Annotated in this window: 7 protein-coding genes; 5 read left to right on the top strand and 2 right to left on the bottom strand. The window is 58.3% G+C overall.

Going from position 1 to position 10,852, the window contains the following annotated elements:
- Positions 1-29: 29 nt before the first annotated feature.
- Positions 30-1,415, bottom strand: a complete 1,386-nt coding sequence (locus Q2B33_RS11535) for an MATE family efflux transporter (RefSeq protein WP_300571927.1) — start codon at positions 1,413-1,415, stop codon at positions 30-32.
- Between the two features lie 193 nt (positions 1,416-1,608).
- On the opposite strand from Q2B33_RS11535, the gene Q2B33_RS11530 reads away from it, so the two are divergent.
- The 3 genes from Q2B33_RS11530 (at position 1,609) to Q2B33_RS11520 (ending at position 8,212) form a co-directional block, all read left to right on the top strand.
- A complete protein-coding gene (locus Q2B33_RS11530; RefSeq protein WP_300571925.1) occupies positions 1,609-2,889 on the top strand; it encodes an O-acetylhomoserine aminocarboxypropyltransferase/cysteine synthase family protein in 1,281 nt (426 codons plus the stop codon).
- Between the two features lie 168 nt (positions 2,890-3,057).
- Positions 3,058-4,461, top strand: coding sequence for a diguanylate cyclase (locus tag Q2B33_RS11525; protein WP_300571924.1), 1,404 nt, complete (start codon positions 3,058-3,060; stop codon positions 4,459-4,461).
- A 226-nt stretch (positions 4,462-4,687) separates the two neighbouring features.
- Positions 4,688-8,212: an ATP-binding domain-containing protein gene (locus Q2B33_RS11520; protein WP_300571923.1), complete on the top strand. Its 3,525-nt coding sequence runs from the start codon at positions 4,688-4,690 to the stop codon at positions 8,210-8,212.
- A 26-nt stretch (positions 8,213-8,238) separates the two neighbouring features.
- Here the strand turns inward: Q2B33_RS11520 and Q2B33_RS11515 are convergent, their stop codons facing one another.
- Positions 8,239-8,619: a hypothetical protein gene (locus Q2B33_RS11515; RefSeq protein WP_300571921.1), complete on the bottom strand. Its 381-nt coding sequence runs from the start codon at positions 8,617-8,619 to the stop codon at positions 8,239-8,241.
- 111 nt (positions 8,620-8,730) lie between these two features.
- On the opposite strand from Q2B33_RS11515, the gene Q2B33_RS11510 reads away from it, so the two are divergent.
- Both Q2B33_RS11510 and Q2B33_RS11505 read left to right on the top strand, forming a co-directional pair.
- Positions 8,731-9,681: a MoxR family ATPase gene (locus tag Q2B33_RS11510; protein ID WP_296471180.1), complete on the top strand. Its 951-nt coding sequence runs from the start codon at positions 8,731-8,733 to the stop codon at positions 9,679-9,681.
- A gap of 15 nt (positions 9,682-9,696) precedes the next feature.
- Positions 9,697-10,821, top strand: a complete 1,125-nt coding sequence (locus Q2B33_RS11505; RefSeq protein WP_296471183.1) for a DUF58 domain-containing protein — start codon at positions 9,697-9,699, stop codon at positions 10,819-10,821.
- Positions 10,822-10,852: the final 31 nt, after the last annotated feature.

Below are 10,852 nucleotides of genomic sequence, written 5' to 3'. Positions count from 1 at the left end.
ACACGTTCGGCCGCAGCCCTGCCTTGCTGTCACGCCTGGGCCTTCTGCCCGCCGGCCCCTCTGTCCAGGATTCCGTTCAGCCTGGTAAAGAGCATGGTGGCCGTGACGGTGGCTGCCAGGATATCGCTGACCGGTTCCGCCAGGAACACGCCGAAGACCTGATCCGGCAGAATCCGGGGCAGGATGAAGATCAGAGGGATCAGCAGCACCAGCTTGCGCAGACAGGCCATCAGCAGGCTGATCTTCGCCTGGCCCAGGGCCATGAAGGTCTGCTGGCAGCCGATCTGTATCCCTGTGGAGAAGATGCCCGCCATATAGATGCGCATGGCCCACACCGTGTACTCCACCAGCGTCCCGTCGCTGCTGAAGATGCCCGCGAACATCTGCGGAAAGAGCAGCATCAGCAGCCACATCAGGGACGCATAGGCCGTGCAGGCCGTGAACTGGCAGCGGAAGGCCTGCTTCACACGCTCCTTCTTGCCCGCGCCGAAATTGTAGCTCATGATGGGCTGGCCGCCCTGGCAGATTCCCTGCAGGGGCAAGGTAATCAACTGGCTGCAGGAGGATATGATTGTCATGGCCCCCACTGCCACATCCCCGCCGAAGCGGGAGAGGCTGCTGTTGAAGCTGATGTTCAGGATGCTCTCCGTGCTGAGCATCACGAAGGTGGAGACACCCAGGGCCAGGCAGGGCAGGATGACAGGAGCCTCCAGCTTCATGTCGCGCAGCGACAGCTTCAATATCGTCCTGGAGCCTCGCAGGAAGCACAGCACCCACACGGCGCTGACCGCCTGGCTGATTACCGTGGCGATGGCCGCTCCCCGCACGCCCATCCCCAGGCCGAAGATCAGGATGGGATCCAGGATGATATTGCACACAGCGCCCACCACCGTGGTGAGCATGCTGAACTTGGCGAAGCCCTGTGTGGTGATGAAAGGATTCAGCCCCATCACGATCATCACGAAGACGATTCCCAGGATATAGATTCGGGCGTAGGACAGAGCGTAGGGCAGCGTCACGTCGCTGGCTCCGAAAAGCCGGAGCAGCTGCGGCGCAAAGAGATAGAACAATACCGTCAGCATGACGGAGAAGATCATCAGCAGGGAAAAACAGTTCCCCAGGATCTTCCGGGCGCTTTCCAGATCCTTCTTCCCCATGGCGATGGCCGCTCTGGGCGCGCCGCCTGACCCCGCCAGCATGGCGAAGGCGTTGATCATCATCAGGATAGGGAGGAACAGCCCCACGCCTGTCAGCGCCGATGCCCCCGCGTCCGGGATGTGCCCGATGTAGATCCTGTCCACGATATTGTAGAGCATGTTGATCAGCTGCGCCACCACCGCCGGAATCGCCAGATTCAGCATCAGCTTCGGGATGCTGCCGCTTCCCATGTCCTGTTTCGTCCCCTGTGCCGCCATAAAACTACCTCCGATCTTCTTTACTTATCTAAGTCTTCTTTCTTATCTAAGAATTGTAGCAGAATTCCTCTCTTCCTGCAACTCTTACAAGTCTGTTTTTATATAAACCTATTGACATAGTAGGCAAATAGGTGTATTCTGGAAAACGAATTACAGAAGCATGTAAAAGCGCATTCCAAAGGAGGAGACTACAATGAGCCAATACAAATTTGAGACCCTGCAGCTACACGTAGGACAGGAGCGCCCCGATCCGGCCACAGACGCCAGGGCCGTGCCCATCTACCAGACCACATCCTATGTATTCCGGGATTCCGCCCATGCGGCCGCCCGGTTCGGCCTGGCGGATGCGGGCAATATCTATGGCCGCCTGACCAATTCCACCCAGGACGTGCTGGAGAAGAGGATCGCGGCCCTGGAGGGCGGCGCGGCGGCGCTGGCCCTGGCTTCCGGCGCGGCGGCCATTACATACGCCATCCAGGCCCTGGCCCAGGACGGCGGGCACATCGTGGCCCAGAAGACCATCTACGGAGGCAGCTACAACCTGCTGGAGCATACCCTGCCCCACTACGGCATCAGCACCACCTTTGTGGACGCCCACGACCTGGCGCAGCTGGAAGCTGCCATCCGTCCTGAGACCAGAGCGGTGTACCTGGAGACCCTGGGGAACCCCAACAGCGACATCCCGGACATCGACCGCATCGCGGAGATTGCCCATGCCCACGGCCTGCCCCTGGTCATCGACAATACCTTCGGCACCCCCTATCTGATCAGGCCGATCGAGCACGGCGCTGACATCGTGGTGCATTCCGCCACCAAATTCATCGGCGGCCACGGAACCACCCTGGGCGGCATCATCGTGGACTCCGGGAGATTCGACTGGAAGGCCAGCGGGAACTATCCCGCGATTGCCGACCCCAACCCCAGCTACCATGGAATCTCCTTCGTGGACGCAGCGGGGCCTGCCGCTTTCGTGACCTATATCAGGGCCATCCTTCTGCGGGATACCGGCGCTGCCATCTCCCCCTTCAATGCCTTCCTGCTCCTGCAGGGCGTGGAGACCCTATCCCTGCGCCTGGAGCGCCATGCGGAGAACACGAAGAAGGTGGTGGAGTACCTTGCCGGGCATCCCCAGGTGGCGTGTGTGAACCATCCGTCCCTGCCGGGCCATCCCGACCACAGGCTGTATGAGAGATACTTCCCCAATGGCGGCGCTTCCATCTTTACCTTTGAGATCAGGGGCGGACAGGAGGAGGCCTACAGGTTCATCGACCATCTGGAGATTTTCTCCCTGCTGGCCAATGTGGCGGACGTGAAGAGCCTGGTCATCCATCCGGCTACCACCACCCATTCCCAGTTGACGGCGGAGGAGCTGGCCGATCAGGGCATCAAGCCTGGCACCATCCGGCTCTCCATCGGCACGGAGCATATCGATGACATCATCGCCGATTTGGAGAAAGGGTTTGCCGCTGTGTGATTCTTGTCCGACCGAAATGCCCTGCACGGGAAACCGTACAGGGCATTTGCCGCATAAAAAGCAATATTCTGTCTGAAATTTATCCGTCTGAAATCTTGTAAATTTCAAGATGGTAATTTATAATGGGTAAGGGTTCATGAAGCGAAAATGACTGGAGGAGCATATGAGATGACAGAAGAAAAGAAGACAGGCCTGCCGGAAGAGAAAAATACAGGTGTCCTGAAGGGGTTTCGGATTCAGAGCCTCAGCCTGTGGCTGGTGGCGTTCACCCTCATCATATCTGTCCTGATCGGAATCGGCATCGTTCAGGTCATGGAGGACTATTATGAGCTGGCCCAGCGGACCAGGGAATATGTCTTCGCCCAGGAAGACGCCAGGGATCTCCTGTTCGGCTCCAACTACCTTACAGACCAGGCACGCCTCTATGCCGTGACGAAAGACCATGTCTACGCGGAGGCATATTTTACGGAGGTGCATGAGACCAGGAGAAGGGATTTGGCGCTGGAGGCGCTGGAGGTCCATCTGCGTGAAAGGAATGAGGATGCATTGAACACATCCAAAGAGGCCATGGAGCTGTCCAACGCGCTCATGGTTCTGGAAATCCATTCCATGAAGCTGGCGGCCCTGTCGGCCGGTGAGGATATGGGCAGCCTTGCCCGGGAGATACAGGACTATCAGCTGACAGAGGAAGAGCTGTCCTGGACGGCGCAGCAGCAGGCGGACGCTTCCATGGAGCTGGTCTTCGGGGAAGAATACCGGACCATGAAAGGCCAGATAGAGGCAAAAATGTCCGATGTCACCCGGAGCGTAATAGAAATCTGCGAGAGGGATCAGGCGGAGAGCGAGGGCACCATGAAAAACGCCTTGATCCGCCAGAGCATCTACACGGTTTTGGTGGTGATTTTGGTCATATTTTCCTATATCATGATAGCGGTTCTGATCCTGCGGCCCATCCGGATCTATGTGAACTGCATCAAGAACAACAACTTCCTGGAAATCACCGGTGCCTATGAATTCAAATACCTGGCTGCTACATACAACAATGTCTATGAAATGACCATGGAGCAGCAGAACATGCTCCGCAAAAAGGCAGAGCGAGATGCCCTCACCGGCCTTTTGAACCGCCAGGCCTTTGAACAATTGAAGTCCCAGCTGCGCATATCCTCCGAACCTCTCGCGTTCCTGATCATCGACGTGGACGTATTCAAGTCCATCAACGACAATTACGGACATGACGTGGGGGACCAGGCCCTGATCAAAGTCGCCAGGCTGCTGGACGAGAATTTCAGAAAGGTGGATTATGTCCTCCGGATAGGCGGGGATGAGTTCGCTGTCATCATGGAAAAGACAGGCCCGGACAAAAAGCCAATCATCCGCAGCAAGATAGAAGCAATCAACGAGATCCTGCAGCACCCGGAAGACGAGGCGGTTTTCCCGAAATATTCTGTCAGTGTGGGAATCGCTTTTTCGGAAAAGGGATTCTATGACGACCTGTTCCAGCAGACGGATCAGGCATTGTACCACACGAAGGAGAACGGAAGGTGCGGCTATACGTTTTATGATGAGCTGTAGGCTGCGGGGCTCCTCAAGGATATATGAAATAACGTCAAAAAGCTGCTGTTCAACAGCAGCTTTTTTCAGGCACGATTCTATATAACACTTTACCAAATTATGAAAGAAAAGTCTAGTATTTTTTTCTTTTTTTCCTATAATTATTACTACACGCTGAATCTACAGGCGAACGCGACTGACCCACGCAGGAAACTGACAAAATCTTGACAAAAGGAAGGAGCGACTGATGAAGCAAGAGGAACGAATACAAGGCACTACCAGACAGGCCGAGGAGGCTTTCCTGGAACAGACCCTTTCCGTCATCCGTGACAATCTGGAAAGCTATGGCAGGCAGGTGGATGACATGAGCACGGAGATCGACGTCATGCTGGATCATTTCCATGACGACAACCCGGAGCTGATCAACGCCCTGGAGAACCTTACCACCATGCACCTGCACATGAAGCGGGCCCTGGAGCGCAATGAGAAGGCCCAGGGAAAGCCCTATTTCGGGCGGATCGTCTTCCGGGACGAGGCGTTGGACAAAGTGGAATCCCTCTATATCGGCCGGGGCGGCATCGCGAAGGACGCCACCCACCAGATCGTCATAGACTGGCGTGCTCCCGTGGCCAATGCCTATTACGAGAACGGACTGGGAAAATGCAGCTACACTGCCCCCGGCGACAGGAGGATAGACATCGAGCTGATGCTGAAGCGCACCTATGAGATCGAAGCCGGCAAGCTCCTGGACTATTTCGACAGCGAAGTCGTGGCCAATGACGACCTGCTGACCAAGTATCTGGCCAAGAACAAGCAGGCCGTGCTCAGCGAAATCGTGGCCACCATCCAGAAAGAACAGAATGAGATCATCCGCAAGTCCCCCCACCACAACATCATCGTCCAGGGCGTGGCGGGCTCCGGCAAGACCACCGTGGCCATGCACCGGATCTCCTTTATCCTGTACAATTATCCGGACCGCTTCAAGCCGGACGACTTCTACATCGTGGGGAGCAACCGGATATTGCTGAACTACATCACGGGCGTGCTGCCGGACCTGGACGTGTACGGCATACGGCAGATGACCATGGAGGAGCTCTTCGTCAGACTCCTGTACGAGGACTGGGACGAGAAGAGATACCGCATCCTGAGGGGCGGCCAGAGCGGAGACCGGGGCAGCATAAAGGGCGGCCTGGGCTGGTTCCGGGACCTCCAGGCCTACTGCGACAAGCTGGAATGGGAGGGCATCCTGCGGGAATCCATCTACCTGAATCCCCGGCAGTTCGTGGAGGGCCTTCGGGACGGCAAAAGCGGTGTCTATGACGAGACCGTGGGGAAAAAGGTCGATCCCCACGACCTGATCCTGCTGGTGGACGGCGAAGCCGTGGAGCGATACATCCTCCAGAACCCGAAGGTCTCCATGCAGAACAAGATCAACATGCTGAACGACCGGCTGATCATCAAGATAAAGGAAGAGTTCCTGGGCAAGGGAGTGAAGTACACGGAGCCCGAGCGCAAGGCCATCCTGAAGGCCTATCGGGGCCGGTACGGCGGAAAAGTCTGGAAAGGCTCCATCTACGACCTGTACCGGAAATTCCTGGAGCTCCAGGCCCTGAAGGGAAAAGCGGTGGACATCCCGGCGGATGAGTTCGATGTGTACGACCTGGCGGCCCTGGCCTACCTCTACAAGAGGATCAAGGAGACGGAGGTCATCAGCGAGGCCCACCACATCGTCATCGACGAGGCCCAGGATTTCGGCATGATGGCCTACTCCGTCCTGCACTTCTGCATCAAGGACTGCACCTACACCGTCATGGGGGACGTGTCCCAGAACATCCACTTCGGCTTCGGCCTCAACGACTGGGAGGAGCTGCGGGAACTGCTTCTGCCGGACCAGATGGACAGCTTCGGTATTTTGAAGAAAAGCTATCGCAACACCGTGGAAATCTCCGACTTCGCCACTAGGATCCTGCACCACGGAAGCTTTTCCAGCTATCCCGTGGAGCCAATCATCCGCCACGGCAGCCCGGTGGCCGTGCTCCAGAGGAGCGAGAGCGACATCATCCGGGAGGCGGCGGATATCTGCAGGGCATGGCAGGAGAAGGGGCATGATACTATCGCAGTAGTCTGCCGGAACCAGCATGGGGCCAACTGGGCCGCAAAGGAGCTGGGGCAGTACCTGGAAGTCATGGAGAGCGATCTGGAAAAGGCGGTCTTCGGAAACGGCGTCATGGTGCTGCCGGTGGAGTATACCAAGGGGCTGGAGTTCGACACCGTGCTGATCCTGGACCCCACAAGGGCGGAGTACCCCGTGGACGACGGGCATGCCAAGCTCCTCTACGTGGCGGCCACCAGGGCCCTCCATGAGCTGTGCGTGCTCCACACGAAGGATCTGACGGGGCTGATTGCGGATCCGGTTCCCGAGCGGAAGGAAGCGCCGCCGGAGCCTGTGGACAAAAATATGACAGATACGTCTTCTTCACGGGATATGCGCACGCCCCCGGGAACGGCAGGGAGAATTGGCGGAAGGGACGATGCTGCCTCTGCGGGCAGGCTGTCCGGCGGAGAAAAAGAAGGCACCGATGGCATTGGCGGCGGTTCTGCCGCAAAATCGGCAGCAGCCAGGCCAGATGCGGAAAGGCCAGGCCGGATGCCGACCGCAGGGGCAGCATCTGACAGGCGGGCAGCCGTCAGCGCTTCGCCCATCAGGAGCAGGGTCTCCATCGTGCGGAACACTGTGCCGACCGGCGGCCCGGAGCCCTCCGGCAGACCCGGAAAGGCCGCGCCAGCCAGCGGAGCCTCCCAGACAGCTTCCCCGGCGCCCGCATTCTCCCAGGGCACCCGCCCGGAGCCGCCCCGACCGGCCACTGGCAGCCGGACATCTTCCCCGGCATCCGCATTTTCCCAGGACAGCCGCCCGAAGCCGCCCCAACCGGCCACTGGCAGCCATACAGCCCCGGGAACCTCCGCGCCCCGGAAAGCTCCGGAAAGAACCGCCGCCCGCCCCGGCCCGGCGCTTCCGGCCTTCGGCGACATCCCGCCCACCGAGAAGCTGCGCCCCCTGGGCCATGCCAAAATCGACCTCTCCGTCCGCTGGGTCACGAAGCAGCCCGACGGCCTGTACCTCCAGAGCCGTTACGGAACCCTGCGGCTGAGCCCGGTGGGAAGCGCCATCGTAAGAGTCTCCTTCCTCCGGGGCGGCCAGCCTGACGGCACCGTTCATCCCGCCATCGCGGTAGACCGGACGGATAAATTCTGGATGTACAAGGACACAGGCAAGCTGGTAGAGCTCACCACCGATGAACTGCTGCTCCAGGTGGACAAGGCAACCGGCGCGGTCCGCTACCTGGCCCTGACGGAAGAAGAGGATTCCGCGGGGAGGGCGAAGCCCCGGCTGCTGCTGGCGGAGCGCCCCAGGGAATGCCGCCAGATAGAGACGGCCGCGGACAGAAAACAGCGCACATGGCTCTACCTGGACTGGGCCAGGGACGAACGCCTCTACGGCTTCGGCATGAAGGGCCAGCCCTCCTTGAGCCTGCGGGGCGGCGCCAGATATATCTCCCAGCAGGGGGGAGATGGGCTGCCCTTTTTCCTCTCCGACAGAGGGTACGGCATCCTGGCGGCCACAGAGCATCCCGCCTTTGTCTGCGACATCCCGGCCTACGGCTCCTATCTCTATACGGAGAACCACAGGCAGATGGATTTCTACTTCATCGCCGGGAAGCGCCAGGAAACCATCCTGAAGGCCTACGCCTACCTTTGCGGCACATTATAGGCGCAGAACCCTCCTGACCGGCCAGCTCACTTCCGGACATTGGAGGAAATCGCTTCCACCCAGGTTTCCAGCACCTCCTCATAGTCGGCCGAAATCACCTCGTAGATCTTCTCCGCGGTGATTCCGGCCACCGCTATGCCGTTCACGTCCATGACAATCACAAGCATCACCAGGAACATGGCGAGGAAGAGCCGCAGCCGGAAGGACGACGCCCCTTCCCCGGGCAAGGCCCCCTCCGGGTAGTAATCATCATAATAAGAGCCGTATCCGGCGGCCCTTTCCGGACTGATACTGGTCCTCCCGTACAATATCCGCTCCCTGTTGGACAGGTCATACTGATCCTCCTGATACCGGGAGCGCACCTGCTGCACCAGCCGCAGCTTCTGTTCCATAGTCGCATCGCTCATATTGAGATTCCTTCAAAAGAGTAAGAAAGCTTATTTAAAAATATGGCATTTTGGACGGCATTATGATAGAATGGAAAAAAAGCATTCCAGTGGAAGAGAGGGAAACAAAAAATGGGAAGCAACGGAAAAGAATTGGGGGATAAGATCCTGTCCAACATCGCCAAGGTCATCGTAGGAAAAGAACAGACCGCCAGGCTGCTCCTGACGGCGCTTCTGGCGGACGGACACGTACTGCTGGAGGACGTGCCCGGCACAGGCAAGACCAAGCTGGCCAAGACCCTGGCCAGGAGCATCAGCGCGGATTTTGCAAGGATACAGTTCACGCCGGACCTTCTGCCCAGCGACATCACGGGACTGAACGTCTTCGACAGGCAGAAGAACGAATTCATCCTGCGCAAGGGGCCTGTATTCACCAATATCCTTCTGGCGGATGAGATCAACCGCGCCACCCCCAGAACCCAGGCCGGCCTGCTGGAGTGCATGGAGGAGCGCCAGGTCACCATCGACGGGGAATCCTATGTACCCGGGAAGCCCTTCTTCGTCATCGCCACCCAGAACCCGGTGGAGACCACGGGAACCTTCCCCCTGCCCGAGGCCCAGATGGACCGCTTCATGATGCGGCTTTCCATGGGTCTGCCGGACAGGGCAGAAGAACTGGCCATCCTGGAGAAATACATGGATAAGGAGCCCCTGGCCGAGCTGGAAAGCGTCCTGACCCTGGAGGAGCTGGCCGCGGCCAGAGAGGAGGCCGGACGGATTTTCGTACATAAATGCGTGCAGGAATACATGGTGGACATCGTGGAGGCCACCAGGACGGGAGAGCAGGTCGTCATGGGCGTCAGCCCCCGGGGGAACCTGGCGCTGCTGCGCTGCGCAAAGGCCTATGCCTATCTGGACGGCAGAGACTATGTGGCCCCGGACGACATCAAGGCGCTGGCGGTTCCCGTGCTGGCCCACAGGCTCGTGCTGGGCTATGGCTCCGGCGGCACAGAGAATACCGTGAAATGGATGGAGCAGATACTTGGAAACATCCCTGTGCCCACCGAGGAGTTTCGTGCGTAAAGACGAGGTATTGAAATGATCAAACTACTGGGAATCGGCCTTATCGCCTACCTCCTTTTCATCGCCCAGAGGCGTCTTTACGAAAAGCTTTGGCAGAAGCACCTGGGGATTTCCCTCAGCTTCGGGACGAACCATATCTTTGAGGGAGAGCAGGGAGAGCTGAGGGAAATCATCGAAAACAGAAAAAGGCTCCCCCTGTCCATGCTGAAGGTGAAGTTCAAGACAGACAGGCATCTGATATTCGGCAACGAAAAAGGCTCCCGCACCACGGATCAGTATTACCGCAATGACGTATTCCGCATCAGCGGCGGCGAGAGAGTGACCCGCACCCTGCGGTTTACCGGGGGAAAAAGAGGGTATTATACCATAGACGAAATCAGCCTGGTGGCATCCGACCTGTTCTTCCTCGGGCAGATGGTAGCGGACCAGCCTGTCAGGGCGGAGCTCTACGTATATCCGAAGCCCTATGACAGCAGGAGGCTGCGCCAGTCCTTCGTCCAGCTGAACGGGGAGATGCTCACCAGGCGCCATCTGCTGGAGGATCCCTTTGAATACCGGGGCATTAGGGAGTACCAGCCCTACGACGACATGCGCAGCATCAACTGGAAGGCCACCGCCAAGACAGGGGATTTCAAAGTGAACCAGATGGGTTATACCTCCCTGAAGAGCGTCCGCATCTTCTTCAACATTCAGGACGACAATATCCTGAAAAAAGAGGAGGCCGTGGAAATGTCCCTGCGGATCGTGGTATCGCTGTGCCTCCATTTCCTGCAGCAGGGGATGCAGATTTCCTGCTACGGGAACGGCGTGGACATCCTGACCCACCAGCCCCTGAGCGTGGACGGCAAGGCCAGCGAAGGGCAGATGGACTTCATCTACCGCGCCCTGGCCAGAATCGACACCGCCCAGCCGACCGCAGGCTTTGTGGAGACCTTCGAGGAGAAGCTGTTCCAGGAGTCCAAAGGGGCCTACACCTGCTTCGTGGCTCCCAACCGGTACGATGACTTCGTGGCGCTCCTGGACCGGTATGAGGAGACCGGCAATCCCTTCACATGGTTCTACCCTGTGCTGGGCAATAAGGAGCCGGAGCTCCCGCCGGAGCTTCAGAAACGGATTGAAGTCATTTATTTTGAGGCATGAAAGGGTATTATAATGGAAGAAAGAGCATTCC

The sequence above is a fragment of the uncultured Acetatifactor sp. genome (genome assembly GCF_948601915.1).
Taxonomy (GTDB): domain Bacteria; phylum Bacillota; class Clostridia; order Lachnospirales; family Lachnospiraceae; genus Acetatifactor.
This window is presented reverse-complemented; position numbering and strand designations above follow the sequence as displayed.

Coding starts and splice junctions, on each gene's coding strand:
- Q2B33_RS11525 (WP_300571924.1), top strand. CDS start 3,058: ATGACAGAAGAAAAGAAGACAGGCCTGCCGGAAGAGAAAAATACAGGT.
- Q2B33_RS11515 (WP_300571921.1), bottom strand. CDS start 8,619: ATGAGCGATGCGACTATGGAACAGAAGCTGCGGCTGGTGCAGCAGGTG.
- Q2B33_RS11505 (WP_296471183.1), top strand. CDS start 9,697: ATGATCAAACTACTGGGAATCGGCCTTATCGCCTACCTCCTTTTCATC.
- Q2B33_RS11520 (WP_300571923.1), top strand. CDS start 4,688: ATGAAGCAAGAGGAACGAATACAAGGCACTACCAGACAGGCCGAGGAG.
- Q2B33_RS11510 (WP_296471180.1), top strand. CDS start 8,731: ATGGGAAGCAACGGAAAAGAATTGGGGGATAAGATCCTGTCCAACATC.
- Q2B33_RS11530 (WP_300571925.1), top strand. CDS start 1,609: ATGAGCCAATACAAATTTGAGACCCTGCAGCTACACGTAGGACAGGAG.
- Q2B33_RS11535 (WP_300571927.1), bottom strand. CDS start 1,415: ATGGCGGCACAGGGGACGAAACAGGACATGGGAAGCGGCAGCATCCCG.